Origin of the sequence: Shimia sediminis (assembly GCF_003990645.1) — a bacterium.
Lineage (GTDB): Bacteria > Pseudomonadota > Alphaproteobacteria > Rhodobacterales > Rhodobacteraceae > Shimia > Shimia sediminis.
In genome coordinates, this window is record NZ_RYZK01000001.1 from 348,615 (window position 1) to 375,092 (window position 26,478).

37 protein-coding genes are annotated in these 26,478 nt (G+C 57.5%); 36 read left to right on the forward strand and 1 reads right to left on the reverse strand.

The annotated features are described in order from the left end of the window. Positions 1–94 precede the first annotated feature (94 nt). The 30 genes from EK369_RS01755 (at position 95) to EK369_RS01895 (ending at position 23,068) form a co-directional block, all read left to right on the forward strand. Positions 95–397 (forward strand): DUF4031 domain-containing protein, encoded by a 303-nt coding sequence (locus EK369_RS01755; RefSeq protein WP_127111966.1) that lies wholly within the window; start codon positions 95–97, stop codon positions 395–397. Further along, entirely contained in the window at positions 394–1,011 is a 618-nt protein-coding gene (locus EK369_RS01760; RefSeq protein ID WP_127111967.1) for a hypothetical protein, read from the forward strand. The genes EK369_RS01755 and EK369_RS01760 overlap by 4 nt, the downstream gene beginning before the upstream one ends. 199 nt (positions 1,012–1,210) lie before the next feature. Beyond that, entirely contained in the window at positions 1,211–1,792 is a 582-nt protein-coding gene (locus EK369_RS01765; protein ID WP_127111968.1) for a hypothetical protein, read from the forward strand. After that, the gene (locus tag EK369_RS01770; RefSeq protein WP_127111969.1) at positions 1,789–2,547 is read left to right on the forward strand and encodes a hypothetical protein; all 759 of its coding nucleotides are present in this window, start codon (positions 1,789–1,791) and stop codon (positions 2,545–2,547) included. The genes EK369_RS01765 and EK369_RS01770 overlap by 4 nt, the downstream gene beginning before the upstream one ends. A 167-nt stretch (positions 2,548–2,714) precedes the next feature. Further along, entirely contained in the window at positions 2,715–3,113 is a 399-nt protein-coding gene (locus EK369_RS22250; protein WP_497707111.1) for a DUF8602 domain-containing protein, read from the forward strand. A 61-nt stretch (positions 3,114–3,174) separates the two neighbouring features. Next, positions 3,175–3,624: a hypothetical protein gene (locus tag EK369_RS01780; RefSeq protein ID WP_127111970.1), complete on the forward strand. Its 450-nt coding sequence runs from the start codon at positions 3,175–3,177 to the stop codon at positions 3,622–3,624. Between the two features lie 3 nt (positions 3,625–3,627). Continuing rightward, positions 3,628–5,409 (forward strand): terminase large subunit, encoded by a 1,782-nt coding sequence (locus EK369_RS01785; protein ID WP_127111971.1) that lies wholly within the window; start codon positions 3,628–3,630, stop codon positions 5,407–5,409. Continuing rightward, positions 5,402–6,745: a phage portal protein gene (locus EK369_RS01790; RefSeq protein ID WP_127111972.1), complete on the forward strand. Its 1,344-nt coding sequence runs from the start codon at positions 5,402–5,404 to the stop codon at positions 6,743–6,745. The genes EK369_RS01785 and EK369_RS01790 overlap by 8 nt, the downstream gene beginning before the upstream one ends. After that, on the forward strand, positions 6,742–7,464 hold the full coding sequence (locus EK369_RS01795) for a head maturation protease, ClpP-related (protein WP_206198009.1): 723 nt from the start codon (positions 6,742–6,744) through the stop codon (positions 7,462–7,464). Before EK369_RS01790 ends, EK369_RS01795 begins: the two co-directional genes overlap by 4 nt. Positions 7,465–7,530: 66 nt before the next feature. Then, positions 7,531–8,775, forward strand: coding sequence for a phage major capsid protein (locus EK369_RS01800; protein WP_127111973.1), 1,245 nt, complete (start codon positions 7,531–7,533; stop codon positions 8,773–8,775). Between the two features lie 73 nt (positions 8,776–8,848). Beyond that, a complete protein-coding gene (locus EK369_RS01805; RefSeq protein ID WP_127111974.1) occupies positions 8,849–9,463 on the forward strand; it encodes a hypothetical protein in 615 nt (204 codons plus the stop codon). Positions 9,464–9,473: 10 nt separating this feature from the next. Then, entirely contained in the window at positions 9,474–10,064 is a 591-nt protein-coding gene (locus tag EK369_RS01810; protein ID WP_127111975.1) for a head-tail connector protein, read from the forward strand. Continuing rightward, positions 10,061–10,411: a head-tail adaptor protein gene (locus EK369_RS01815; protein ID WP_127111976.1), complete on the forward strand. Its 351-nt coding sequence runs from the start codon at positions 10,061–10,063 to the stop codon at positions 10,409–10,411. Before EK369_RS01810 ends, EK369_RS01815 begins: the two co-directional genes overlap by 4 nt. Next, complete coding sequence (locus tag EK369_RS01820) at positions 10,359–10,811, forward strand: HK97-gp10 family putative phage morphogenesis protein (RefSeq protein WP_206198010.1); 453 nt, start codon at positions 10,359–10,361, stop codon at positions 10,809–10,811. The genes EK369_RS01815 and EK369_RS01820 overlap by 53 nt, the downstream gene beginning before the upstream one ends. A 1-nt stretch (position 10,812) precedes the next feature. Then, positions 10,813–11,250 carry a DUF3168 domain-containing protein gene (locus EK369_RS01825; RefSeq protein WP_127111977.1) on the forward strand — a complete coding sequence of 146 codons (438 nt, stop codon included), beginning with the start codon at positions 10,813–10,815 and terminating at the stop codon, positions 11,248–11,250. Between the two features lies 1 nt (position 11,251). Continuing rightward, positions 11,252–11,452 (forward strand): hypothetical protein, encoded by a 201-nt coding sequence (locus EK369_RS01830; protein WP_127111978.1) that lies wholly within the window; start codon positions 11,252–11,254, stop codon positions 11,450–11,452. Positions 11,453–11,520: 68 nt separating this feature from the next. Further along, complete coding sequence (locus EK369_RS01835) at positions 11,521–11,973, forward strand: phage tail tube protein (RefSeq protein ID WP_127111979.1); 453 nt, start codon at positions 11,521–11,523, stop codon at positions 11,971–11,973. Then, on the forward strand, positions 11,973–12,359 hold the full coding sequence (locus EK369_RS01840) for a gene transfer agent family protein (protein WP_127111980.1): 387 nt from the start codon (positions 11,973–11,975) through the stop codon (positions 12,357–12,359). Before EK369_RS01835 ends, EK369_RS01840 begins: the two co-directional genes overlap by 1 nt. 29 nt (positions 12,360–12,388) lie before the next feature. Next, positions 12,389–12,517: a hypothetical protein gene (locus EK369_RS22255; RefSeq protein ID WP_268920597.1), complete on the forward strand. Its 129-nt coding sequence runs from the start codon at positions 12,389–12,391 to the stop codon at positions 12,515–12,517. Between the two features lie 2 nt (positions 12,518–12,519). Then, entirely contained in the window at positions 12,520–14,937 is a 2,418-nt protein-coding gene (locus EK369_RS01845; RefSeq protein ID WP_127111981.1) for a hypothetical protein, read from the forward strand. A 3-nt stretch (positions 14,938–14,940) separates the two neighbouring features. Next, the gene (locus EK369_RS01850) at positions 14,941–15,651 is read left to right on the forward strand and encodes a hypothetical protein (protein WP_127111982.1); all 711 of its coding nucleotides are present in this window, start codon (positions 14,941–14,943) and stop codon (positions 15,649–15,651) included. Further along, positions 15,648–16,268 carry a hypothetical protein gene (locus EK369_RS01855; RefSeq protein WP_127111983.1) on the forward strand — a complete coding sequence of 207 codons (621 nt, stop codon included), beginning with the start codon at positions 15,648–15,650 and terminating at the stop codon, positions 16,266–16,268. Before EK369_RS01850 ends, EK369_RS01855 begins: the two co-directional genes overlap by 4 nt. A 1-nt stretch (position 16,269) precedes the next feature. Continuing rightward, complete coding sequence (locus EK369_RS01860; RefSeq protein ID WP_127111984.1) at positions 16,270–16,650, forward strand: DUF6950 family protein; 381 nt, start codon at positions 16,270–16,272, stop codon at positions 16,648–16,650. Further along, a complete protein-coding gene (locus tag EK369_RS01865) occupies positions 16,635–18,782 on the forward strand; it encodes a phage tail protein (RefSeq protein WP_127111985.1) in 2,148 nt (715 codons plus the stop codon). The genes EK369_RS01860 and EK369_RS01865 overlap by 16 nt, the downstream gene beginning before the upstream one ends. 26 nt (positions 18,783–18,808) lie before the next feature. Continuing rightward, entirely contained in the window at positions 18,809–20,428 is a 1,620-nt protein-coding gene (locus tag EK369_RS01870; RefSeq protein WP_127111986.1) for a hypothetical protein, read from the forward strand. A 540-nt stretch (positions 20,429–20,968) separates the two neighbouring features. Then, entirely contained in the window at positions 20,969–21,205 is a 237-nt protein-coding gene (locus EK369_RS01875) for a hypothetical protein (protein WP_127111987.1), read from the forward strand. Positions 21,206–21,230: 25 nt separating this feature from the next. Further along, positions 21,231–21,971: an NlpC/P60 family protein gene (locus tag EK369_RS01880; protein ID WP_164726801.1), complete on the forward strand. Its 741-nt coding sequence runs from the start codon at positions 21,231–21,233 to the stop codon at positions 21,969–21,971. 1 nt (position 21,972) lies between these two features. Continuing rightward, positions 21,973–22,320 (forward strand): ubiquitination-like system serine protease family protein, encoded by a 348-nt coding sequence (locus EK369_RS01885; protein ID WP_127111989.1) that lies wholly within the window; start codon positions 21,973–21,975, stop codon positions 22,318–22,320. Between the two features lies 1 nt (position 22,321). Beyond that, on the forward strand, positions 22,322–22,636 hold the full coding sequence (locus EK369_RS01890; RefSeq protein ID WP_127111990.1) for a hypothetical protein: 315 nt from the start codon (positions 22,322–22,324) through the stop codon (positions 22,634–22,636). Positions 22,637–22,813: 177 nt separating this feature from the next. Further along, positions 22,814–23,068 (forward strand): hypothetical protein, encoded by a 255-nt coding sequence (locus EK369_RS01895; protein ID WP_127111991.1) that lies wholly within the window; start codon positions 22,814–22,816, stop codon positions 23,066–23,068. A gap of 183 nt (positions 23,069–23,251) precedes the next feature. On the opposite strand, the gene EK369_RS01900 is transcribed toward EK369_RS01895, so the two are convergent. Next, positions 23,252–23,560: a hypothetical protein gene (locus EK369_RS01900; protein WP_127111992.1), complete on the reverse strand. Its 309-nt coding sequence runs from the start codon at positions 23,558–23,560 to the stop codon at positions 23,252–23,254. Between EK369_RS01900 and EK369_RS01905 the strand changes: the two genes are divergently transcribed. The 6 genes from EK369_RS01905 (at position 23,547) to EK369_RS01925 (ending at position 26,447) form a co-directional block, all read left to right on the forward strand. Next, positions 23,547–24,245 carry a hypothetical protein gene (locus tag EK369_RS01905; RefSeq protein ID WP_127111993.1) on the forward strand — a complete coding sequence of 233 codons (699 nt, stop codon included), beginning with the start codon at positions 23,547–23,549 and terminating at the stop codon, positions 24,243–24,245. The genes EK369_RS01900 and EK369_RS01905 overlap by 14 nt on opposite strands. 1 nt (position 24,246) lies before the next feature. Continuing rightward, positions 24,247–24,600, forward strand: a complete 354-nt coding sequence (locus EK369_RS01910; RefSeq protein ID WP_164726803.1) for a GIY-YIG nuclease family protein — start codon at positions 24,247–24,249, stop codon at positions 24,598–24,600. Between the two features lie 493 nt (positions 24,601–25,093). Continuing rightward, complete coding sequence (locus EK369_RS01915; RefSeq protein ID WP_127111995.1) at positions 25,094–25,339, forward strand: hypothetical protein; 246 nt, start codon at positions 25,094–25,096, stop codon at positions 25,337–25,339. Positions 25,340–25,703: 364 nt separating this feature from the next. Beyond that, positions 25,704–25,862: a hypothetical protein gene (locus tag EK369_RS21715; protein WP_164726805.1), complete on the forward strand. Its 159-nt coding sequence runs from the start codon at positions 25,704–25,706 to the stop codon at positions 25,860–25,862. Positions 25,863–25,871: 9 nt separating this feature from the next. Next, the gene (locus tag EK369_RS01920) at positions 25,872–26,135 is read left to right on the forward strand and encodes a hypothetical protein (protein ID WP_127111996.1); all 264 of its coding nucleotides are present in this window, start codon (positions 25,872–25,874) and stop codon (positions 26,133–26,135) included. Positions 26,136–26,177: 42 nt separating this feature from the next. Further along, positions 26,178–26,447 (forward strand): hypothetical protein, encoded by a 270-nt coding sequence (locus tag EK369_RS01925; RefSeq protein ID WP_127111997.1) that lies wholly within the window; start codon positions 26,178–26,180, stop codon positions 26,445–26,447. Positions 26,448–26,478: the final 31 nt, after the last annotated feature.

A 26,478-nucleotide genomic window follows, 5' to 3' on the forward strand; every position in this document is an offset into this window, starting at 1 on the left:
AGACTGGGTGCTGGCTGCGGGGCCATGAGTGGGTTCCGAACCGATATTCAGACGGTGATCGGTGTGACCGTTGCTTCAAGCAAAGGGGGCAGTGATGGCGGTTTATGTCGATGACATGATGGCGTCCTTTGGTCGGATGAAGATGTGCCACATGATGGCCGACACCACCGAAGAACTGTTGGCGATGGCTGACCAGATCGGCGTGGCGCGGAAGTGGCTTCAGAAGCCCGGTTCTCATATGGAACACTTCGACATTGCCATGTCCAAGCGTCGGCTGGCAGTCGCTGCAGGTGCGGTAGAGGTTAAGCGCCGTGATTTGGGCATGCTGATGCGGAAGCGCAATGGCAAGTCTTTCGATCCTGACTGCGTGACCTGCTGGGAAGGCGGTGTGTCATGACGCAGGCGAATGCCCTTCAGCTTGTCGATGCAGATGACATCGACATTTATCCGATTTCATCCAGCGAACGCTTGGACTCGCACTTCTTTGTGCCATGGAACCTGAAGCGCTGGCGCGGCAGTGAGTTTCGCCGCTTTGGGTATGCCGATCCTGAAGTCGGTTGGTTCGGGCGTGAACTGTTCGAACTGTCACAGGATGAAACGCCGGTCGGAACACTGCCCGCTGATGATGAAGCATTGGCTTTCTTGTTGCGGATGCCTGTGGCCAGATGGCGTGAACTTCGAAATCGGGATGTGTCCCCGCTGCATGGTTGGCATCTGGTCCATTGTGACAATCAGCAGAAGCGCTTGGCGCATCCTGTGGTCACTGAGGTCGCGCTAGAGGCGTTGCGGGGCAAGAAGAAGAATGACGCCAAGAATGCCGATGAACGGATGCGCAAGCGGCTTGGCACCATCATCAACCACCTGAAGGCCATTCCCGGCGCTGCGCGCATCGCGGACATGGAAGAGCGGGTGAATGACATCAGCGACTGGATCGAAGTCCAGTATCCGGGTGGCAGTGCTACACTGAAGCGCGTGAAAGAGGCGTTGAATGACCTGTCATCGCGCCATTGATTTCTTCCCCAAACCTTCCGCCGGAAGAAACAGGGATTTCCTGAAACGGTTTTTGGAAGTTTTCATTTTTTCCGAAAACCGAGCGGCTGAAAGGAAACAAGAATAAATCAAATGAAAAAGAAACTTCCGGGGCGCGTCAATTTTGAACGGCTGTGCCTGTGGATAAGTCGGATTTGCTTAGAATAAGAGGGGATGGGCAGTGGAAGGTCAGGAACTAAGGGACGGCAAGGAACGGGTCAGGATCAACCTGATCGAACCACTGGTCAAAGGTGGGATGGTGCGCAAGCGCGGACAGAAGGTCGAAGAACATGACAAGTTCTTGGCCAGTCTGGAAGGGCGGCTGGCCTATATGGCCGAAGATCGGCTGCAGGCATTGGCGGAAGTGGTCGAGCGATACGCGGGCGGGCCGCAAAAGAACGTCTGGCCCGCTGAAGTGTCGATCATGAATTGGGCGCGGCGGCTGCAGGAAGTGCCCGCATCTGAGTCCCGCTTGGTGCGGTCCTATCTGCAATCGGGCGCGGGCGATGCTGCCCAGTCCGGCGGCTATCTGGTTGAACTTTTTGTCTACCTGAAACGCATCGGTGCACCGCCCAATGATTATGTTTTGAAGGGCATCCGCGAAGAGGCTGAAGACAATCGGCGCAAGCGTGAAGGCATTGAGCGTGACCGGGAAGAGGGTCGGGCCCGCCCGCGCGATCTTGCTTGGCTTCAGGGCTACATGGACACGCGGCGGCGCTGTCTGGACATCATCAAGGCGAAACAAGAAAGGGCAGCGGCATGAACCGGGACAGAATAGCGATGGCGGTCACCCGCATCGAACAGGCAACCAGCATTGATGAACAGGCGCGGATGGCGGAAGTCCGGGCCATGGGTTTTGTCCCGGCAGAGGTCGGGCCGGAAATCCCGATGGCCCCGGCGCGTGGACCTGTGCGCATGCTGGATATGATGGCGTCCTATCCCAAGGGCGATGATGACTTTGAAATGAAGGCGGCTGGCTTTCTGGGGCGCAAGACGCTGCAGCGGGCCGATAGCTTCGATGTGATGGCAGCGAAGGCGGCGCGGCATAAGAAACAGTCGCCCTTCAGTCCAGCGCAGGTGGCCATGGGTCGGTTCTATCGGGATCTGGTCGAGAAACATGAAAGCGCGGGGGTGAAGTGTTCATCGTTGGAAAGCCTGTCGCAGCGCAGTGCAGGCAGTGGCAGTGACTTCATGGATGCGGTGTTGCGTGACCGGGAACGCATCACTGTGCTGCGCAAGCGCATCGGCAGCGGGTCGGCTATGGTGGTACGGCGCATCCGACCATCGGATCGCGGGTCGCGCGTCACCATCATGGATCGGCGACTGGTCGACATCGTCTGTCTGGAAGATGGCACCATCACCGATGTTCTGCGCAAGCATGGTTGGGCTGTGAATGCTGATCTGGTCAAGGCGCTCAATCGTGGATTGGCTGAGGTCTTGGATCGCATGATGGGTCCGGTGCGTCGTGGTAGTGCGTCGGTCGCGCATTTCGGAACAGGTTGCCTTCCGATCTTTTAGGGAATCAGTCGAGGCGCGGATAACGTAATCGGATCAATGGTTTATAAAATAGTTGTTGACGGTTAATCCATCAGCCGCTTATGAAATATGCATCATCTACAAGAGCGCCCACGGGAAACCGGCGGGCGCTTTTGCATTGGTGACTTCCGAACATCGAAAGGGACGCGGTGCCGAAGAAACCCTGCGCAAATCCGGGCTGTTCCCGGCTGGTCGATCTTGGGTCGGCATATTGCGAAGCCCATGCGGTGGCGGACAAACGGGACCGGGATCGGACTGCGGATGCAAAGCGGGCCGATAAGCCAAGCCGCAAATGGTATAAGCGCAAAGCTTGGAGCGGCAAAGGTGGGCGGCGTGAACAGCAGTTGGCGAATGAACCGCTGTGCAGGCTCTGCCCAGATCATTCAAAGCAGCGGGCGACAGTTGCTGACCATGTGATTCCACATCGGGAAGACTACGCCCTGTTCTGGTTTGGGGAACTTCAGTCGCTGTGCAAGTCCTGCCACGACATCAAGAAACAGCGGGTCGAACGGCGCGCAGGTAGGGGGGGTGAAAAGTCCACAGCCTGAGCGCAGGGGACCGGCGGCGGTAATCAGATTTTTGCGCGCGAAAGTTTAAGGGGGGGGTCTCATGACCGCACCAGCATCAGGCATGGAACGGCTGGTCACCCTTCTGGGTGGATGGCCTGAACACTTCGAAGCAGAAGAGCGAAAGCACGGCGAAAGCCTGCTGGCTGTTCTGCGTCGTGATCGGGTTCTGGATGAAGCGGTCTTTGGCATCGTGGTTCGCTACGCAGCGCACCGCGCGGCCTATGATCGGCTGTCGGCTGAAATCTCTGCCGAAGAATTCGAGGCCACGGCCAGCAACTACCTTTCGGGGAAAGAGCAAAGCCGGGCCTTTCACGAAAACAAGCTGTTGACTCTGGAACGTGAACTGCTGGCCACACCATACGCGCGGGCCAAGAATGGCATGTCTGCCCAGACATCTTTCATGGATCTACTGGACGAACAGCCGCCGGAAGGTGGTGGCAGTGCCAAGGTGATGCCGTTCAAGCCGATGGCAAAGAAGGGTCGCGCCTGATTCATGCTGGACGCATCTGTCGAAACACCGATCACGCTGCGGGCGCTGGATTGGGTCGATGACATTCTGTCGAATAAGCTGCCCAGCTGTAAGCGGATCAAGCAAGCCTGCAAACGGTTCCGGGCCGATCTGAAGCGCGCCGGGACTGACCAGTTCCCATATGTCTTCGACATGGAAGCGTCGGAACATATGTGCGCTTTCATGGAAGCCTTGCCCCATATCGAAGGGGCTTGGGCGGCGCGGAATGAGACAATCACCCTTCTGGGGTGGCAGGCGTTCCTGATCAGCCAGATCGGTGGTTGGCGTCACATGGTCACCGGCATTCGCCGGTTTCGCACGGCTTATGTCGAGGTTCCGCGCAAGAATGGAAAATCGACGCTTCTGGCGGGCGTCGGTCTTTACTTTCTGGGGCCGGATGGTGAGCCGGGCGCGAAGGTCTATTCGGCGGCTGCGTCAACCCATCAGGCGCGCATCGTGTTCGATGCAGCGCGTGTCATGGCAATGACAGGCCGGGCCGAAGGCATGGGGCTGGATGAATTGCTTGGCCTGCATGTCGAAGAACACAAGATCAAGACGGCGGACCCGGCGGCGGTGTTCCAGCCGATTGCCAGCCAAACCAAGTCGAAGGATGGCAAAAACCCGCACTGTGCGATTGTCGATGAATTGCATGAACACGAAAAGCGCGACGTGTGGGATTCGATGGCCAGCGCTTTGGGTGCCCGCGAACAGCCTTTGCTGATTGCGATCACCACGGCGGGCTACAACACTGCGGGGATCTGCTATGAACAGCGGAAATATCTGCAGCGCATTTTGGACGGCACATTCGAGGATGACAGCTATTTCGGGCTGATCTTCGAAGCGGATGAAGGTGATGATCCGGGCGATCCGGTCGCATGGGAAAAGGCCAATCCGTCGCTGCATGCAGCCAAGTCGCTGCAATACATGCAGGACGAATGGAAGAAAGCAGCGGCCAGCCCGGCGGCAATGGGTGAGTTCCTGCGCAAGCACTTGGACATTTGGACCAGTGTCGGGGCGTCCGCCATCGACATGGAGGGCTGGCGCGCGGGCGAAGATACGTCGCTGAAGATCCAAGACTTTGCCGGGCGTCGGTGCTTTATCGGGGTCGACCTTGCGACACGTCATGACCCGTCAAGCGTCGTGGTTGTGTTCCCGGATGAACGCGATCCGGCCAAAGGTCCGATGACGGCATTCAGTTGGCACTGTCTGCCGCAGAAGGTCGTTGATGCGCCGGGCAATGAACATCTTTGGGGGTGGGCCAATAAGGGTCTGATCACGACAACGCCGGGCGCAGAACTGGATCTGCGATTGGTTGAAGCGTTGGTCATGCAGCTGTGTGGTCATGGCGCTGACCATGATCCGCGAAACGAATGGGGCTGGGGCGATCTGCCAGTCTTGGATGTGGAAATGGTCATCTATGATGCACAGTTCGCGCAGCAAATGGCCGCAACTTGGGATGCGGCAGGCATTCAAGCTGTGGAACTGCGCAAGCGGGCTGCAAACACGAATGAGCCGTTCAACAAGCTGATTGCCGCTGTTGATGATCATCGGATGCTGCATGACGGCAACGCGGTTCTGACATGGATGGCAGGCAATACGCTGCTGAAGCAGGTGCCAGGCGGGGACTACATTTTCCCGACCAAACTGGCACCGGAAGACAAGATTGACGGAATCGATGCGCTGATCAACGGCTTGTGGCCGCTGTGTCAGGTTGTCGAGGAAGACGAAAGCAAGGGCGTCGTGACGCAAGGATTTGTTGATGTTTGAACGGATATTCGGATCACGGGCCAACGTCGCGGAAGCGCCGCGCGTCGAGCCGGTCGTTTCTGTGCCCGTGGTGCAGGACAGCAGGCCGGTCAATCTGCAGTCATCGGCCAGTGTCGAAGAATGGCAAGAGTTCTTCGGTTTTCTGGGTCATGACGTGGTGACGCGGGAATCGGCCATGAAGCTGACCGCAGTTTTCGGCTGCGTGTCACTGCTGGCCGGAACCATTGGAACGTTGCCGGTTCGGGTGACGCGGAAGGATGCGCAAAAGGGCAGCGAAGTGCTGGCCGATCATTCTGCCCACTATCTGGTGCATGTTGATCCGCATCCGCTGTTTTCGGCTGAAGTGTTCTTCGAAGGTCTGTTCGCCTTGGCGTTTCTGGAAGGCAACGCCTATGCCGAAATCCAGCGCAATGGGCGTGGTGAGGCGACGGGGCTTCGCCCGCTACTTGACGCCACTGTCAAGCCGTTCATGCGCAATGGCCGGGCGGCATATCGGATTACTGAAGACGGTCAGACCTATGGCCGCGATCAGGATGACATTCTGCACTTCCGGGCATCGGCCACGATGAAGGGGCTGGAAGCGCTGTCACCGCTGAAGTGTTTCGGGCGATCCATCGGCATCGGTCTGGAAGCTGACGAATATGCCAGCAAGTTCTACAAGCAGGGCATCAATCCGCCGGGCTACATCAGCTATGATGGTAAGGTCAGCGAACATGTGGCCGATGAAGTCAGGAACTATTGGCAGCGCAAGTTCGGCGGCATTCAGAATGCCCATATTCCGGCAGTCTTGGCGGAAGGCGGCAAGTTCACATCGCTCATGACTGACCCGGAAACCGCGCAGCTTTTCCAGTCGCGGTCGTTTCAGGTGCTGGATGTGGCGCGGGCCTATGGGGTGCCGCCGCATCTGATCGGTGAAACCGAAAAATCGACCAGCTGGGGCACGGGAATCAACGCCCAGACCACGCAGTTTTACATTCTGGGTTTGCGCAAGCATGTGAAGCGGTTTGAGGCTGAATTGGGCCGGAAACTGCTGACACGCGAGGAGCGCCTGCAGGGTGTGGCCATCAAGTTCAATCTGGACACGCTACTGCGCGCGGATCTGGCGGCGCGGTATGATGCGCACAAGATTGCCGTTGGCGGCACCCAGCATCCCGGCTGGATGACCGTCAATGAAACCCGTGAACTGGAAGGTCTGCCCAAGCTGGATGATGAAGAGGCGGACAAGCTGTTCCGGCCAGTTGACAAGGGCGCAAAGGATACCACCGATCCGGCGGATGACGGCGGCGCGCGACCGCCCGCGCCATATTTCCAGACAACGCGAGAGGAAGCGCAATGAAGTTCAAAGAGATTCTGGCCCGCGCGTTGCGCCCGAAGGATGGCATGCCTGCTGCCCTTCAGGTGCGCGCCATGGAAGGCGAAGGTGAAGTCGAAGTGCTGGTCTATGACCAGATCGGCTATTGGGGCATCACTGCCGAAGAGCTTGTCCGCGAGGTCAAGCAGATCGACGCGGAAACCATTCATCTGCGCATCGACAGCCCCGGTGGCGACGTGTTCATGGCCCGTGCCATGAAAACCGCATTGGAACAGCATTCGGCGCGGGTGATTGCCCATGTCGACGGGCTGGCTGCGTCGGCTGCGTCCTATTTGATGCTGGCCGGTGATGAAATCGAGATTGCCAAGGGTGCATTCGTGATGATCCACAATGCGTGGATGATCACGCTTGGCGACACCCGCGATCACACCCAATCGGCGGGCATGTTGGAAAAAATCGACGGATCGATCCGGGCCGACTATGCGTCGAAATCCGGTAAAGAGGCCGAAGAATTCCGTCAGTTGATGGATGATGAAACGTGGCTGGAAGCCGAAGAGGCGCTGGCCATGGGCTTGGTTGACCGCGTCTATGATAAGGATGGCGGCGCGGAAAACCGCTTCGATCTGGCCATTTTCGAGAACACCCCGGACGCGCTCAAAGCGCCGACAGGGGAAAAGACTGCGGCGGCGCATCGCGCTGCCCAGATGCGCAAGCTGGAATACTTCGAACGGGTTGCGCCCTAGTTGCGGTGCGTCCGCATAGACTGAAACCGACCCGGCTTGGCCGGGTTTTTTTATGGAGGATTGGGGATGCCTAAGACCATCAAGCAGCTGCGTGAGCAGCGTGACGCGCTGGCGAAAGAGGCGCGCAACATTCTGGACAAGAACACCGGCGAATACGATGCGGATCGCGTTGATGAAATCTATGCCGAAATCGACAAGATCGACGGCAAGATCAAGCGCGAACAGCAGCAGCTGGATTTGGAGGCCCGTCTGCAGTCGGAAGCCGATGACCCGGACACCCCTGCGCCGCAGAACGGCGGTCGCCAGCGTCAGGAGCGCCCCGGCGATGAAGTGCGGTCGTTGGTGTTCGATGCCTATGTTCGCGGCGGCGAAGCTGCGGTCAATCGTCTGCCGGAAAACGTGCTGACCGAATACAGCCGTCAGGTGCAGAACGCGCAGTCGACCGGCGTTGACAGCGAAGGCGGCTATCTGGTGCCGACCACCTTCAGCGGTGTGCTGTTGGAAGCGATGGCCGACTACGGTGGTGTTCGCGCGGTTGCGCAGGTTCAGTCGACGCAGAGCGGCGAAACAATCCAGTGGCCGACCGTCGATGAAACCGCCGTGACCGGTGAATGGCTTGCCGAAAACGCTTCCGCAACGGATGGCGACATTACCTTCGGCACCACGTCCATCGGCGCGCATTTGGCCAGTTCGAAGGTTGTGGCCATTCCGTTTGCGTTGCTGCAGGATGCTGGCATCGGCAACATGGAAGGCATGCTGAATGGCCTTCTGGCTTCGCGTCTGGCGCGCCTGACCAATGCGGCCTACACCGTGGGCGACGGGTCTGGCAAGCCGACTGGCATCGTGAATGGTGCTGGTCTGGGCCACACCACCGCCGCAGGTTTGGTTGACAGCTTCACCAGCGATGACTTCATCGAACTGGAACATTCCGTCGATCCGGTCTATCGCCGCGATGCCAGCTGGATGATGCACGACACCGCGCTGAAAGTGGCCAAGAAGATGAAGGATGGCGAAGGCCGTCCGATCTGGATGCCGGGTGTCAGCGGTCAGGCCCCTGCGGAAATCCTGGGTTACAGCTACACGCCCAATCAGGACATGGCTGTTCCGGCGGCTGGCGCAGACTCGGTTCTGTTCGGTGATATGTCGAAATACCTGATCCGCGACGTGATGGACATCACGCTGTTCCGGTTCACGGACTCGACCTACACCAAAAAGGGTCAGGTCGGCTTCCTTGCGATGCTGCGCACCGATGGCAAGACCATCGCTGCCAACAACGTGGCCATCAAGAAGATGCGCCACGCCGCAACCTGATCGGCGCAAATCTGAAAAACCGCCGCCCGCGTGATCGGGCGGCGGTCATCATTTGACAGAAAGGGCGCTGATCATGGCGGCAAAGAAAAAGGCGGCATCCGCAGAGGATGCGGGCAAGATCACCGTGGCTTTTGCGCTGCGCGATCATGTCGAGGGCGAAGGCGATGACGCGGTGACGTTCACCGCAGGCCAGCGTCTGGAATTGGAGCAGAAGGAATTCGACGGGCTGGCCAAAGCCGGGATCTGTGCGGAAGGCGTGTTCGTCAAGATGAAGACGGCTGTCGAGGGCGGGCGCTATAGCCTGAAACCCCATGACACCACATGGCTTGCGCCGCACGTCTATGAGGCGTGGAAGGCGGCTGGCTATTGTGAGCCGACCGAAGATGACCCGCAGGTCGGTGCTGTGCTGAAGGCCCGTGAAGACGCCTTGCGCGAAGCTGTGACCGAACGTGACGCGGCGCGCCTGTCGTTGGCGGAATCGCAGTCGCAGCGCGATGCGCTGTTGCTGGAAATGGCGGCGGCAAAGGCGCAGGCCGAAACCGTGATCGAATTCGCGTCCGACATTCTGGATGGCGATGATGAAACCATGGAGCCGGTCAAGGCCGAACTGCAAAAGCTGATCGACATGCTGCCGGATCAGATCGAAGGCGCGGGCGACGGGTCCGAACCTGAACTGAACCTGAACTGAGGGCTGGCCCATGTGGTTGGAGCGGATTTCTGGTGGCGGTGTCGATCTGGTCGACCTTGCTGCCGCCAAGGCGCATCTGCGCATTCTGAGCGATGAAACCGACGCCGAAGTTCAGGCGGCGATTTCGGCGGCGTCCATTCATCTGGATGTCGATGCGGATGGCTTTGGTGGCTTGGGTTTTCCGCTGGTCGCGCAGCAATGGTCATCGAAGGCCGCAGGCTTTGTGCCATCGGTTCTGCGCTTGCCGTTCGCGCGGGTCACTGCAGTGACAGAAATCCGCTACATCGCGCCGGATGGAACGCCCGGTGTTGTGCCTGCTACCGATTATCTGCTGAACCGGCGCGGGCGTGATGCGGTCGTGACGCTGTTGCCTGGAAAGTCGTGGCCAAACCTGATCGACAGGCCGGATGCGGTCGATCTGCGCTTCACGGCGGGTTTTTCCGATGTCGCATCGGTGCCAGATGACATTGTCGAGGCGGCAAAGCAGATGGTCAGCTTTTACTTTCACAACCGTGGCGCAGATGCGACGGATGGTGTTAGCGAAGAGGTTGCCCGCTGTGTTGACCGTCTGACGATGCGCTATCGGAGGTTTGCGGCATGAAGCGTGGAATGCGCGTTACCGATCTGGACCGCGTTGTCAGCTTTCAGCGCCGTGGCGAGGTAGATGACGGGCACGGCAACAAGGTTGATGGCGGCTTTGCCGAAGTGTTCCGGGAATGGGCGCGGGTGAAGCCCATGAAGGGCGGTGAAGGTGTCGTGGAAGCGCGGCTGTCAGCCCGGCAACCGGCCATCCTGACGGTTCGCGCGATAGCGGCGGCAGGGTCAGTGAATGCTGACTGGATTGCTGTCACTGGTGGTGTGGCCTGGAACATCAAGGAACCGCCGCGCCTAACGGATGATCGGCAGTTCTTGGAAATGCTTGTCGAGCGTGGGCGCGGCGATGGTTGATGGCGTGGCGGAATTCAGTCGCTTCATGTATCAGACCGTGCCTGACGCTGTGCGGACCGCTGCGCGTGATGCGCTGGAAAAGGGGGCGCAGGAACTGGTCGACATGATCCGTTCGCTTGCGCCGGTCGAAGACGGCTTTCTGCTGGCCAGCATTGGCTGGACATGGGGTGAGCCGCCAAAAGGATCGATAGCGCTGGATGACATCGCGCCTGCAGAAGATCCGTCCATGCGGATTGTGGTCTATGCCGGTAGCGAACTGGCCTTTTATGCGCGGTGGGTCGAATTCGGCACATCCAAAGCCCCGGCGCATCCGTTCTTCTGGCCCGCCTATCGGGCAATGCGGTCGCGTATCAAGTCGCGGATCACCCGCGCCATCAACAAGGCAATAAGGTCGCTCTGACATGGCTGAACCGGAAATCGAACTGCAGAAAGCGATCTATGATGCGCTGAAGGCTTCGGCTGGCGTCATGGCGCTGGTGCATGATGTCTATGACGATACCCGGCTGAGTGATGCGCAGAAGACTGCGGGCGCGCCCTATGGGGCAGCGGATGGCTATGTTTCATTCGGCCCGGAATCGACCGTGCCGGATGACTATGACTGCATCGCCTTGGATGAAATCACCGTTCAGTTGGACATCTGGTCGCGCAAGGTGGGGCGGCTGCATTGCAAGCAGATTTGCCGGGCGGTGCGCGATGCTTTGAAGGACGTGGAACTGGATCTGCCCACGCATGGGCATCTGACCACTGATCTGGTGCTGCAGCGCATTTTGCCGGACCCGGATGAAGCCATCACCCATGGCGTCATGCAGTTCACCGCGCACATTGAGGAAAGGGAATGACATGGCCAAAGCCGTCTTTCATCAGGACTTCAACTATTCGAGCCGCAAGCGGAATGTGGGCTGGGGGATCAAGGCATCGGAAGAGCCGCAGGCCCTGCCCGAAGAAGTCATTGCGGCGGGCGTGGCGGCTGGTGTCGCCACGCGGGTTTCGCCGCGCAAGGCGAAAACGGCCAAGAAGGGCCAAGAAGCGGGCGTGAATTGATCAGCTGATCGGCCCAAAACCTGCAACCATCGCCGCCCTTTGAGGCGGCTTTTTTATGAGGTGATGACATGGCGAAAGCTGTCACTGAAAAATATGAAGAAATGGTCCTCGAAGTGGACTTCGATGACACCGCCACACCCGTCTATGCGCGGATCTGTGGTATGAAGGGCGTTACCATCAAGCGCACCGCGAACGTCGACACCACCGAAGTGCCCGACTGCGATGACGAAAGCCTGCCAAACGATGTCGAACGCGATGTCCGGTCGTTGGAAGTCACGGCTTCCGGCACGGGTGTCTGGGCGCAAAGTTCCAACAGCAAGCTGCTGGATTGGTTCTATTCGGGCGCGTCCATCCCGGCCCGTTTGGGCAACCTGAAGGCTGCGGTTGGCGACACCGAATATGAAGTCGGTCGCATGATCATTTCTGACCTGTCGAATGAACGCTCTGATGGCCGGGGCCGCGTGACCGCATCCATCGAACTGGAATTCGACGGCACACCGACGCGGATGGTCAAAGCCTGATGCACAACAGTATCACCATCAACTGGGTTCAGGGCGAGCATGACTTCGCCCTGAACATCGGTGAACTGCGGGCGTTGCAGAAGAACTGCGATGCCGGGCCAGAATTGATCCTGACGCGGCTGAAGGTCGGGTCTTGGATGGTGGATGACATCTTTGAAACTCTTCGCCTTGGCCTGATCGGCGCGGGCATGGATGCCAAAGAGGCTGGGCCGATGGTGCGCCGGGCGTTCGATCAACACCCTGCGTTCGCGCTGAAGCTGCCTGCCTATCAGGTTCTGGCGGCGGCGCTGATCGGTGAGGCTGATGACCCGGTGGGGGAGGAAGCGGGGGTGAAGCCGGAAGCGGACTCTGGCAGTTCTCCAAGCTCTACGGAGCCGGGGCAGTGATGGGTTTCACCCCGTCAGACATCAACAAAATGAGCCTTTGGGAATTCATGGCATGCCGCGACGGATGGAATGCGGCGCATGGGTCGAAAAAGGATCGCGTCGACGCGGATGACTTCAAGGATGAAGACCTGCGCGAACTGGGCATCGAGGGTTTTTGACCATGAGTGACACGCCGGGCCTTTCCGTCCCGCTTCAGATACCGCTTTCGAAGTTCGAAAAGCAGCTGGCCAAGGCCGAAGCTGCAGCGGTGAAGCGCGCCCAGAACATCGAACGCAAGTTCAATGAGGCGAACGGGCGTTCCGGTCAGGCGCTGACGAAATCGGCGGCTGCATCGGCGCAAGTGTTCGAGCGGGCCATCCAGAAGGAAACCCGCGCATTCCAGCAGCTGAAGGCGTCGGTCGATCCGGCCTATGCGGCGCAGCGCCGCTATGAAGCGGCGGTTCGGCAGGTGGAAGCTGCGGTGCGCATGGGGGCGGTCAGCCAGAAAGAGGCGAACGCGGTGCTGGCGCAAGCCAAGGTTGCGCATCTGGGTGTTGCTTCGGCGGTCACGGCTGCGTCAGCGCGGTCGGCTGGTTATTTCAATGTGTCCCGTCAGGGCCGTGCGGTTCTGATGAACACCACAAACCAAGTTTCGGACATGTTTGTTCAGTGGGAAATGGGCACCAATGTCATGCGCATTGCCGGACAGCAGCTGCCGCAGACACTTGCTGGGTTTGGCATGTTGGGTGGCACTTTGGGGATTGTGGCCCCGCTTCTTGCAACCATCGCCGCCATTGGGTTCCCGGTTGCAGCCTTCCTTATGTCTGCTGGTGACAATACCGAAGATAGCGCCGAAAAGATCAAGGATTTCGCGGATGCTTGGGACAAGGCTGAAGCAGCCATCAACCGGGCGAATTCGGCGGTCAGTAGGGCGGCGGCTGGTGATCTGGACTCGCTGCGCGAAGCTTATGGCGAAGTGAACGCGGAAATCCAAAACCTGATCGAAACGCTTGCACGGCTAGAACTGGAAAAAGCACTGGTCGCCACGAATGCGGCTGTTGACCAGTTCTTCACTGAGAACACGCAGGTCGAACAGCTGCTTCAGGCGCTGGAAGATCGGCAGGCATCCATGGCCGATCTGAGCCGAGAAATCGCGGCAATGGAAGATCAGCAGGCGATGGCGACTTATGTCCCACCTGAGAACGCCCGAATTCTGGCAGAAATGCGCGCCGATCTGGAAGCCATGGAGCGCATGGAGGGGATTTCGGAAGACTTTTCTGTCGATCCATCTGCGCTGAACAGCATCCGCGATGCGCGTGACGCTCTGCAGGACGCGGTCGAATCTGGCGACATGGGTCCAATTTCCGACGCAATAGCGAACATGCGCGCGGCGCTGCGGGGTGCTGGAAGCGATTGGGGTGAATTGGGTGATAAGTTGGCAGAGGTTGAGCATCTTACCCGCCGGACCGATGCGCAGACTCAGAGGTTGGCGTCATCTGCCGGGCAAATAAGTTTTGATGGCGCTGCGGCGTCGGCATCGCGCATGGCGGATGAAATCGACCGCGCGGTCGATGCGATGGTCGATTTGCGCAATCAGGGTATATCCGACTTGGAGACGGCCCGCATTCGATACGAATATCGGGATGATCCGGTGGGTCGCGCTGGGGCTTTGGCTGGTGCTGAGTTTGACCGAGAAACAGAGGCAATCAGGTCTGGTGGCTTTGGTAGTGATGCCGAGCGTGCGGCGTATGACGCCCAAAGAGCGGCCCGAATTCGCGATGCGGAAGAAATCGCCAGACTGAATGAAGCTAGTCGCCCGGCGCGCAGTTCGGGCGGGGGGCGAACACCTGCAGAGATTGATCTGTTTTCTAGTTCTGGGCGCGAGATGGCGTCTTTGGAACAGCAGATCGAAATGGTTGGAAAATCACGCCGGGAAATTGTTGCTCTAACGGCTAAATACAAGCTTCTGGAAGAAGCCAAAAAGCGCGGTTTGGACCTTGATAAGGTTTCAGAGGAAACGGGGCGGACGCTTCGTGAAGACATTGAGTTGCGCGCGCAATCTATCGGTAATCTGACAGAGAGCCTTGAACGCGCCAATGAAGAGCAGAATCTATTTGGGCAGCTTGGGCAGGATCTAAAGTCATCTATTCTTGATGCGGCAACTGCAACCGGCGATCTGTCAGGTGGTCTGGAAGGTGTTGCGAAGGCGTTGGAGCGCGCCGCCTATGAAGCGCTGATCTTCGGCAGTGGTCCGTTAGCGGGCCTGTTTGGTTTTGGCGGTGGTAGCGGGCTTGTTGGTGGTTTGTTGGGTGCAATCGGTATTCCGGGTTTCGCGCGCGGAACGGACAGCGCGCCCGGCGGTCTTGCGAAGGTTGGGGAAGAGGGGCCGGAGTTGGTGCATCTGCCGCGCGGGTCCAAGGTCATTCCGAACCACAAGCTTGGTCAGGGTGGTGGCCGCTCGCAGGTCGATGTCTTTGTCCATCCAAGCGGCGAATTCGACACGCGGGTTCAGCAGATCAGTGGCGATGTGGCGGTGAATGTGTCCGGCCAGATGATTTCGGAAAACAACCGCCAAGTTTCACAAATGCAGCGCAGGTGACCCATGGCCACAGTGATTGACATCGACGCGCACTTGCTGCGCCGCGCCCATGAAAATTTCTGGCTGGATCTGGATGACGTGTCACCCGGACCCGGTCTGGATGGGCGGGAACAGGTGCTGTTCACCGAAAACCGCCGCTGGATTGGTCGGCTGGATTTCGTGCGCATGCGCCCGGCAGCACTTAGTCAAGCTGTGGTGATCGGTGACCGGCTGCGCGGTCGCGCGAACATCCTGCGCATCACGCTCTGCAACTACCGCACTGCGCGTTATCTGGGCGATGAAGCCGCGTTCTATGAATCGGTTGGTGTGCCTGCCGATGACATCGCGCGCGGGCACATCCTGTTCGATGATGGTGCGTCCTTTGACGATGGCGCGGGCTTCGCCTTGCCGGACCACGATGAACCGACTGTCGTGGCGGATGTGGCTGCAGGCGCATCAACCATTCAGATGGACGGCTATCTGGGCAGAAACATCGCTGTTGGCGCGTTTTTTTCGATCAATGATTTCCTGTATCGGGTTGAGGCAAACACCGATGGTGCGGTCACCTTCAACCCGCCGCTGCGACAGGCAGCGACGGCAGGGGCGCAGGTCAATGTCACCTATCCCAAGGTTCAGGTGCGACTGCAGGACAAAGCGGACTGGCGTCCCTTCTGCGAGTATTTCCGCAACGGTCAGCCGATGACTGTCAACGTGATTGAGGCGTTCGACCGATGATCGAATTTCTGCAGGCGCAGCCGGAAGAATACCGCAATCAGGTAATGGACCTGTTGGGGCGTGGCGCGGTGCAGATGGCTGTCATGCTGCATCTGGACTTCGCAACAGACCCAGTCTGGCTGAGTAACCGGAACATTCCGTTCACCGATCTGAAATGGGGGCACACTTGGGGTGCTGGCGGCGAATTGCTGGTTGGCCTGCCGGAAGTGAACGGCGGTGACAACCAGCTTGCCCCGTTCCATGAATATCGACTTGGCATGCCGAACGAATGGATCGATGCGGAAAACTGGGCCGCTGATCTGGTCGAAATGGTTGGCGATGTCGCGGAATACCGGGGTCGCGATTCCGGCCTGTATGGCCAGCTGTTCGACCCTGACAGCAATCAGCCCGTGGGGCATCCTTTTGCCTTCGACATTGGCATCATGGACCGCATGACCGTTTCTTTTCCGCGCGGCGGTGCCATCGTCAGTCTGACTACGGAAAGCTTCATGGCCCGCAAGGGTGTCCCGGTCTACGGCATGCAAACCTATTTCGACCAGAAGCGCCGCCATCCGACTGATGAAGGTCTGCAATTTGTCACCGAAGCGGGCAAGCTGATCACTTGGACGGATTGGTAACATGCTGGCCGATTTCATCGAAAAGACCCGCTCTGAACCGTTCGAGTGGGGCCGGAACGATTGTGCGCTTTGGTGCGCATCTGCTGTGGCGCATGAAACCGGGTTCGATCCGGCGGAAGACCTGCGCGGCACCTATGCCAGCCGGTTCGAGTGTCGCCGGATCATCATGGCGGCGGGTGGACTTGTTCCGCTGATAGCGCCCCGCATGGCGTGGCGCGGCATGTGCGATCTGGATGGTGACGGGGTTGCAATCCTGACGCTGGACAAGCGGCAGCTGTGCGGCCTGATCTTGGATGGTCGCGCGGTGGTCAAAATGGAAAGCGGCCTGCGGGTCGCGGATGACTTCAAGGTTCTTCGGGGGTGGTCATGCCGCAGGCTCTAGCATTTGTCCTGCCGGGTATATTTGCCACCGGTGGCACTGTTGCGCTGTTTTCAGCGGCGGGCACTCTGACGCTGGCTGGTATCGCCGTTAACATCGGGGGGGCGCTGCTTTTGTCTCAGTTGGCCGCGCCCAGTATTCCTGCGGCGGCGACACCAGACAATGTCCAGACGAATAGTAAGACCACGGCTGGCGCGCGCATTCGTCACTATGGTCTTGTGAAGGTTGGTGGAAATGTTGTGTTTCACCGGGCGAAGGACGGTTTTTCTTATCGTGTCGTTGTGCATGGTCATGGAGAGTTGTCGAGGATTGTTCGGTACTTCTTGAACAATGAATCCGTTGCGGTCGCTGAAGAAGATTTCACGGTTGTCGAGAATGATTTGCCGGAGTGGCTCACCAATTTGCCGGATAAATTTTCTCGTCTACTCGATTTTATGAATGAGAGAAATGGGGAAAACTTTAGCGCTGGCGATGTTCTTGATGATCAATATAATCTTAAGCGCCCTCGTGTCAGGGTGTTCAGCCGACTTGGGCTTGTTCCAGAGACACACTATGCGCAGATATCCGAAGTGTGGTCTGGTTGGACGCCGGAGCATCGCCTTGACGGTTTGGCGTCCAGCCTCATCATCTGCGAAAGCGTGTCGCCTGAACACTACCGTGATATGTATCCGAAGAACGAACCGGAGTTGGCTGTTCTGGCGGAAACCACGAAATGCCTTGATCCGCGCACTGGGGTGACGGAGTTCACCGAGAACATGGCGCTTGCCATTCGGGACTATGTGGCGTCGCCGGACGGGTTTAATCGGCCCAATGCCTTCGACAGTCAGGACATTGCCTATCAGGCAGACATCTGTGACCGCGATGTGGCCTTGGCTGCGGGCGGAACCGAAAAGCTGTACCGCATCAGCGGGTCGTATCTGCTGAACGAAAAGCCGCAGAGCGTTTTGGGGCGCATGCTACAGGCTTGTGCGGGTCGTATTCGGTTGAAGCCGTCCGGCAAGGTGGGACTGAAGGTCGGCGCGTGGGCTGACCCGGAATTCACCCTGACCTATGGCGACATTCTGGAGGTGCAGGAAGTCAACAGCGGGCCGGACCTGCTGGACCGCTACAATGAACTGCCCGCGCGTTTCAACAGCCATGATCTGGGTCATATCGAAGTCGATGCCGAACCATGGCAGGACGCTGCCCGCGTTGCTGAAGATGGCGAGGTTCTGACCGGTCCCGACAAAAGCCTGCTGATGTGCCCGTCGCACCGGCAGGCGCGGCAGGTCATGAAAATCCACTTGGAGCGCGACAACCCGAAACAGGAAGTCACGCTGCTGTGCAAGCCCAAGGCGCTGCCAGCGATCTATGAAGACACCATCGCGCTGAACGTGCCGCAGCTGGCATTGGTCGGGAACTATGAGGTCGCGCGGCATGCACTGAGTTTCGAAAAGGGGCTGCTGAAGGCGGTCGGCCTGACGCTTCGCCAGGTCGATTCCGCAGCCTTCACCTTGGCGCTTGGCGAACAGGGTTCTGTGCAGCAGCTGCCCGAACCGGACACGCCCGCAGGAGTGCCGCTGCCGCAGAATGTCACGGCGGCTGCGGCGGGCATCCAGACAGCCACAAACACCTTTGTCGCGGGGATTGCCGTGGGCTGGCAAGCGCCGCCCAGTGATGCGCTGTCACCGCTGCTGAAGGTCACCAAAACCGGCGAAGGCAACTGGCAGGACGTGTCTGTGGGCACCGATGCGACTTCGATCACCATTCCCGGCCTGATTGACGGTCAGGGATATAACTTGTCGCTGGCTTTCGTCACGCCGGGCGGCGTGGTGGGCGATGCGGTGACCATTACGAGTGTGGTTGCAGCGGCGGTCACCGATCCACCAGCAGCGCCGACCAATCTGGCAGTCTCTGATGCGGGCGGCAGCACGGCGTTGGTCGAAATGACAGCGTCGACCAGCAACAGCCTGTGGAAAACGGAAATCTACCGCGATGCGGTTCTGGTGGGCGTGGATTACGCCGGGCCGGGATCGGAAATCGCGTTTGTCGACAACAGCGGCGCGGGCACTTTCGATTGGACTGCCCGGTCTGTGAACGTGTCGAACATCAATTCAACCAGCGATGCCGGGCCTGTCGAAGCCACCATCGCGTGATCATCTGAAAATCGAGAGGTAAGACAATGACCTATCCGCATGGTGGGGCTAGCCAGATTTGGCGTTATGGAACAGGCGATGCACACAACCCGGCAAAGTCGCAAATCCGCGACTGGGGTGTTGTTGTGGAGGGGTATGAAAGCCTTACAGACCTAAAGGCGGAAACAAGGTTTTTCGCGGCTGGGGTCGGTCTCAGCATAAGGCCCTATGCTGCCGTTGTGCAGATCACCGAAGCAGGGTCAGGAGATGAAGACAACGACGCAGGCAGTTGGGGCTACACGGTTGTTACTCACCCCAGAATCAAAAACATTACGACATTGACTGAGCAATGGCCGGAAGGTGCGTTTATAGAGGAGTCTGCCACTGGCAGGGTGTATCGCTTTGCTGACCCGGCTGCGACAGACCATGATTTGACGATTGGCACGATTAAGCTGTACAGGGCGTACACGGCGAACCATGGTTGCATTCCCGTGTCGCGCGGCACGATCAATATGGCGCTTTCCGGTGTCGTGGGCGCGTTTCAAGTGGGTGAGACAGTCACGGGGGGTACCTCTGGCGAGACGGCAATGGTGGATGCCGTGAACGGGTCCACGCTTACGCTTTCTGGCGCTTCGGGCTTCTTTACCCACCCATATGCCGGGGTGTCCGACACCGAAACAATCACAGGCGGGACCAGCGGCGCAACGGGTACGACAAGCGGGGTGCAATACTGGCTGTTACTCGATGACAGTAATCATGCGCCGCGCGGTTTTGATGATCCTGATACAAACGAAACTGAACAATATGCGGTAACGATCCCGCGCAAGTCGCAAACCCATAAGCGCGTCGCTGCGCATGTAACGGTTGATGAGTCCTTTGCGCGGGTCGGACTGCAGGTGGGTCCATCGGTAAACGACAGCGATATCCGCTTGCACATGGCCGCGCCCTTGACCGGTCGGTTTGCGGCGACGAAAACGCCGAGTATCATCGCGGTTTCGGCGTTTCACGCCAGCCATACGACTGTGTCTTGGGACAGCGTTAATCATGAGTTTGTGATCAACCATTTGGATTGCGGCCTGAGCGGCCAGATGATGGCAACATATGAATATACTGCAAAGGATGAGGTGGTTTTGCTCGGTGTTAGGCGTGTCAGTGCCACCGAGCATCGCATCGCAGTATATGACCTTCTTGAGTTGGATGTTTCATGGGATGGGTCCGCGTGGTCTGTCGCTAACCGCCAAATCAACAGGAACGGCAACGCGGCAGGATTTTCGGCTTCTGGGTTGAGTGCTGGTCCTGATTATTTTGTCAGTGTAACGCATCCCGAACTGGCGACAGAGTATAACTCCCGAGAAGTCATCGTGGATATGATTGGCAAGAGTAATCCTTATGTGCCATTCACCACAAATGAGACGCGCACCGGGCTTGATGTGCAGTTTCGCGACATCACGTCCAGCGGTGCCATTGTCGACACCTTACCGGGGTCGATGTCGTTTAATATTCGACGTGGCTGGTATCGGCTGACAGAGCCTATCACTGGTCACATTGCGTTTTTGCAACCGTTTACGAGGTGCGACCCGAGGGACATCGTTTCCGCGAACGGCAACTTGTGGCTTTCGTCGCTTGAGCGGTTTTCACAGTATGCGCTTGAGGATGACGATTTGTGACTGTGGTAGACCCGAGCGCGCCTGCGCAGGCGATGATCGGCGGAACGGCCCTTCGGGGCCTGAGCCACAACCGGGTCTGGCGGTCGCATAGCAATGAAAAACCCGGCGTGAAAACACCGACTTAACGAAAAGTGGATTAGATATGGTAGATCAGACAGGACTGGTTCAGATTTTTGCGAACCTGAAAGAACAGATTGCGCTACCGCTCAGGCGGTAATTGAGGACACCGCGCAGGAAGTGAAAACTTTCGAAGCATAGCCACAACCCGAGCGCGGCGGGATCACAATCAAAAGCATTCGCGCGGTGACTTAAACCCCCACTGAGAGAGCAAATCATGAAACTGGAATCTATTGCGTCCGCTTCGGCGGACCTTTTGTCGTGGAAGAGAGCCAATGAGTGACTTCCTAAAAAGCGCCAGAAATCGGCGTGATCTCTATCACGTGGCCATCCCGGTTTTATTGGCTTCGACAATGGCACTTAGCAGCCTATCGGGATCAGCCATTTTTCTTCTGGTCTGGTTTCTGGTGCGGGCGGTTTCTCATGCCTGAGATCAAGCGCAGTACATTCTGGATACGTGTCGTTGCTATCACCGCTGTTGTCGCCTTGTTCGTTGCTGACTTCGGTTTCGGGATCATGGCGAAACCTGTTCCCTATTGGGCCTACGCCGTTCCTGGCCTTCTGGCTCTTGGCATCGAGGCCCCGGCTGTTGCCCGGCTGGTAATGCAGGCCCTTCGCGCCTTTGCCGGGGTGCCGCCTTCCGATGGCAACAAGGGCTGACCTTAACGCAAAAAAGGACGCTTCAATGACCTTCAAAACCTATGACGTGCGCTGGCTACAGCGCGCGCTGAAATCGCTCGGCCATTACACGGGGCGGGTCGACGGGATCTCGGGGCCGAAAACCCGAGCTGCCATCGTGGTCTTCAAGAAATCTGTTGGGTTGCGTCCGCGTTCCTATGTCGGGCCGCTGACGCTCGCGGCGCTGGAAGATGCCTATTCGCGGAACGATTTGCCGCCCCGCAAGTTTGGCCCTGACACCGCACCGGAACCGCCTTGGGTGGTCGAGATGTCCAAATATCTCGGACTACACGAAGTGCGCGACAACGCAGAGCTTCGCGAGTGGTTGAAGTCAGACGGGGCAACGTTGGGTGATCCTGCCGTCTATCCTTGGTGTGGTGACGCGGCCATTACGGCGTTGGTCAAGACCGTGCCGGACGAACCGCTGCCGGATCGGCTGAAAGAGAACCCGTATTGGGCGCGGAACTTTACCGAATATGGCGAGCGTTGCGGGCATGTGTATGGCGCTTTGGGTGTGTTTTCGCGCGGCAAGGGCGGGCATGTAGGCTTTATTATTGGCTACGACCCCGTGCGCCGCCGCTACCTTGTCTTAGGCGCCAACCAAGACGATGAAATTTCCGCCGACGCATGGATTGCAGGACGCCGCTTGCTGGCCAAACGCTGGCCCTCGACCTATCCCCGCAGCTACCAGCGCCCACTGCCGCACTACGACGCGTCTGGTGCGGTTCTGAGCGTGAATGAGGCATGATATGGCTGTTATTGGCAAGAAACTCCGCAGCCTTGAGGGTGGCCGGGTCGCGTTCATGTGCCCAGGCTGCAAAACGCACCACCACGTCACGGTCGATGGTTCGCGCGGCTGGACCTACAACGGCAACCCTGATGCGCCCACGTTCAACCCTTCTGTGTTGGTGAAAGGGACAGTGCCGATTTCTGACGAGGAACACTCGCGGATCATGCAAGGCGAGACTATCAGGCCTGTACCGCTGATCTGCCATTCTTTTGTGACGGACGGGCGTATCCAGTTTCTGAATGACTGTACCCACGACCTCGCTGGGCAGACAGTCGATTTGCCCGATCTTGAAGAGGGTAGGGGCTGACATGCGAACAGTTTCAATCTGGGTCCAAATCATCGCAGTGCTGGGCCTCGTTGGTAGCGGCGTGTGGCTGGTGAGAGACTATTTCCAGACCAAGGAGCAGAACCGCGAGCTTCGGGCTGCGGCCCGCACGAACAACGAGATTCTTCAAATCATGGGCAAGAGCATGACCGCAACGCGGGAAGCATCAGCCCAGCACCGTGACATGCAACGCCAGCTAAGGGAGGTAGAGGACAATGAAGAGTGCAGCAGTCCTGCCATTGATCATGCTTTTGAGTTGTTGCGGAAAAAGCGGGCCAGTTCGGGAAATTCCAATTGATGTCCTGACCGCACCAAAGAAACCCGCTCTGCCAGAACCGGGCGCAATAAACCATCGCAAGGCAGAATGGATCATCGGCGCTGACCTTTGGATGGACGAGGCGATTATTCAGATTCGCGCGCAAGCCAAGATCATATGTGCGCAGAACGGGCAAAAGTGCCCCAATGAGAAATCACAATGATCTGGAGCATTTGGCGCACCTTCCCCTATTCTCACGCCTTCTGGTCAACCGTCATCAGCGTAATCACAGGCTTTGTCGTGCACTACCTGACTGACTTGCCTCTTGATACCTGGTGGCTTTGGATATGGGGCGGCGTGTTCTATGGCGTCCGCGAGGTCATCCAATGGCGTCAAAAGGGCAACTGGGACATGAAAGGCTTTGTTTGGGGGGCGGCTTCACCGGCGGTCATGACTCTGATTGCTTCTACGTAATCCCGGCACCGGGGTTCAGGTGCACCACCTCAACATGAAAGGTCGTTCTAACCTGTTAGGCCACGTCCCTCGGCCTGATCTGCACCCCGCTCAGAAATGGGCGGGGTTTTCTTGTTTCAGGGATGTGTAAAGGAATTGGGGATTTCTTTATGTCTCGTCGGGACGTGTAAAGAAAACGTCCCTTTATGTTAGCGGTTGATCCAGCGCGTCACGGACGCAAAGAAAGTCGCCGAAGGTTATCTCAACCCTCTCACCTTCGGGCGTGTAAAAAAGCAGGGCGCAATCATCAGCGCTGTAGTTTCGCGCAAAAAGTTCACCAGCCATCTTGCTGAATGGTTCAAGGGCGCGCTTCATCGCGGTCGCCCTCTCCAAAAGCGGCTCAAACATGATGCACATCGATTCGTATCTCTGATCGTTCGTCATGCCGCTCCAAATCTCGTCAGCTTCCGCCATGTCGATCACCAGCTTGCCGTCTTTCATGCCTGTGTTCATCGCGATGCCCCTTTGTTTTCTACTAAATAGTTTTCCCTTTATTACTAAAAAGTTTTCCACTAAACAAGAGCCAAGTCACAAAAAGAGTGGAAAACTTTTGGAAACCGTAGAAAACGCAGATACAAGACCGCCTGTGATTATTGGTTACGGGACGATTCCCCAAAAAGGGGCGCTGATGACAGCTGGTGCGGAGCGCGTTTTCACGCACCCCGACGATCTTCCATTGTTCATGGACTATCCGGGCGTCAGCCTCAGAGCGCACGATACATTGCTGATGGTGCAGCCGAAGCTGATCCACCTTCCCGAACTCAAGACGCTTTGGGTTTCTTGCGATAAGAAGCTGATATTGAAAGTCGTCGGCAATAACCCGTTCGTTTGCAGATCGGAAGCGGACCTCAGAGCCTTCCAGGCACAAAAGCCCAAGGGTGTTGCGACCGCGTTGGAGAAGCTGACCGGCAGGCCGGGCACGGTGGATTACACTCTAGAACAGGCCGAGGCGATCATTCGTCTGTGGCATCAGAAACCGAAAATACCCCCGCGCAAGATTGTGATCGAGGTCGCGACGATTTTGAATGTCGATGCGGACAAGATCAGCGTTCAGTGGGTCAAGGATCTGGTTATCAAGTTTGTTGGGACCGCTAAGCGCGATTGCCCCGAAAACTGGAAGGGCGTGAGGGATGCGTAGCGTGTATCGTGCCTATGGTTACGACGATCTTCTGCTCTATGTTGGGTGCACCAAGGATGTCGGCAACCGACTAAAACAGCACAGACAGTCGTCGCGCTGGTATTATCGCAGCGAGATCATCAAGGTGCGCAATTTCGAAAGCGCCGAGTATGCGGCGGAAGTTGAGCGCCGCGCCATCTCGCGGCTATGTCCCGTCCAAAACATCCAGCATCAACGTGATTATCGGAGCCGATTGAAAGCTGTCACAAGGGACAAGTCGGCGTTTGTAGATCGCCGCCCAAGAAGTGAGAAACTCATAGGTGAGATTGATGCGTTTATGCGGGGGCAGTTTTCCCCGGTGATTTCTGTAGAATAGAAAGGGCAAAAATGGCTCAAATTGGTTTCAGCCGACCAGAAGGTCGTGTGACAATTCAGTACCCAGAGGACATGTCACTTGAAGACCTAGCCGAAACAATTGCGGTCCACATTTCTGCATGCAAGCTTGCGCAATCAAGCATGCGTGGCGCTCCTGAAACTGGGCAAGAGAAATCGAAACTGTAGAACGAAAGGGGCCGAGGCATGGGGTTGGGTTATCTGAATGAAAAGCAAGAAGAGTGCCCATTTTGCGGCGAGCCTTGGGCTTCTCAGACGCACTACGATCTGCAGTCCTGCAATTGCATTCATCAGACAGATGGAGCCGACCCGTACACTGTACTTGTTGCGGTCGCCGATTGCGCCAGAAGGTGGGACCCAGAGGCGCGAATAGTCGGAAATGTGCGGGCCGGTGACATACTGCGGGCGTGTAACGAAGCAACGAGCATTCTGGCGCGACAGTCAACAACTGTAGAATAGAAAGGAGACTATCAGGTATGACCGAATATATACGAAAAGCCTTTGAAGAATATGATCTAGAGGAGCTTGAGCAGATAGTCTCGGACTATTTTGATGAAGTGGAAAAAGCTGCGATTCTGTTGGGTGGCGGCCGACACGATGAGGTTTCACCTGAGCTTTTGTTGACAGGCGAACTCGCCATAATGGTTGCTGCGGATCGCTACATTGGTGCGCGGCGAGCCGAAGTCGCGATTGATAATGTTGTGTCGGTGCTAACAGAATAGCGGAATCTCATGTGAGTTGGTGGCACTTTCTGGCTGGACCTAAGGTTGTGGTTAACAAATAGGAGGAAGGGATGGGTGCGCGCTTATTTGATATTGTAATGTGTGCTGCCATTATCCTGTTGACCCTTAAGCTTGTGGAGCTGATTTAGAGGATCGCAACAATGGTTGGATCACACGCGGCGCATGCGCTAAATATGAATTACTCGCAGATAAATCGTAGATTGAGTTTCTCTATCCTGGCCTGCGTCGATGCTTTGCAGCGCGCTGTACTGGTGATGGACGGAAAGGCGGCACTTCCTTTTGAGGGAGGCGCGACGTGCAGAGACGTTTCTGGATCAAACCGAAGACGCATAAGGAGCGGAACATGTCCACCAATGCGCATCACGACCGGATTCAATGCCCTATCTGCGAGAAGAGGTTCGACAAGGTTGAAAAGCTCGAACAGCACCAGCGCACCAAGGGGCACTATCACCCCCATGAGCCGCGCCCATACGCGCATCTTGTGAAACCTGTAGGAGAGTAAGGAGCGGACATGAATAGAACAACGAGTGGCAGCGGAACCATTTCGGCGGTCTCTCCCGAGTTTTTCAATCTCTCGCGGCGCGCCCAAGGTGCCTATATTGCATTGTTGTTGAAGCATGTCGCCGACGATAATTTGGCCGCTCATGTCGCTGCGTCACTTACCTCAGTGTTGGGAAATATTGGCGCAATGGAATTATGTATCGACCTCTCGAAGAACGTCCACGCAATTACTGGCCAGGCGGAGGATTCATCTGTGCCAAAAGTTAACAAATAGGAGCACCTTTCCCAATCTCCTAGGCCGCGCTATGGGTTTTCAATGCTCAAGCGCGGCGGCACACACCTGGCAACAATTCCCAAACACCTGATCTGGATTGAGTGTGCCTGTGGTCATACGTCTAGTGTGCCGATTGCTGACGTTCTCAAAACCACCAGCTTGCTAACCGTGGCTGACGTCATCGACCGCGCCAAGTGTCTCAGATGCTTCACGCGTAATGTGAAAGAGTTCCGGCTTGTTTATCAGCCTAACGGCGTTGTGAGGGCGATGGAGGGGGCGGAGCAGGGTAAGCCGGATTTGCCACCAATTTAAAGTGGCTCGAATCGGCAAAAGTTTCCCACTC